Genomic DNA, 241 nt, shown 5'->3' with positions numbered 1-241 from the left:
CGTGATCGACGGCATCGCCTTCCAGACCAACATCCTGGCCTTGAACGCAGCGGTGGAAGCAGCGCGCGCGGGCGAGCAGGGCAGAGGCTTCGCAGTGGTGGCGGGTGAGGTGCGCAACCTGGCGGGGCGCAGCGCGGACGCGGCCAAGGAGATCAAGCAACTGATCAACAACAGCGTGGAGCGCGTGACGCAAGGCACGGCCCTGGTGGATCAAGCGGGCGCGACGATGGACGAGGTGGTG

General features: G+C 67.6%; 1 protein-coding gene. It reads left to right on the top strand.

All coding sequences use genetic code 11. The annotated features are described in order from the left end of the window. Window positions 1-241 (top strand): methyl-accepting chemotaxis protein (locus HGR_RS01130; RefSeq protein WP_237701345.1); only part of this gene is annotated, 241 nt, incomplete at both ends.

It is taken from the genome of Hylemonella gracilis ATCC 19624, from assembly GCF_000211835.1.
Taxonomy (GTDB): domain Bacteria; phylum Pseudomonadota; class Gammaproteobacteria; order Burkholderiales; family Burkholderiaceae_C; genus Hylemonella; species Hylemonella gracilis.
The sequence above is the reverse complement of the archived record's forward strand: the minus strand, read 5'-3'. Positions and strand labels throughout refer to the sequence as shown.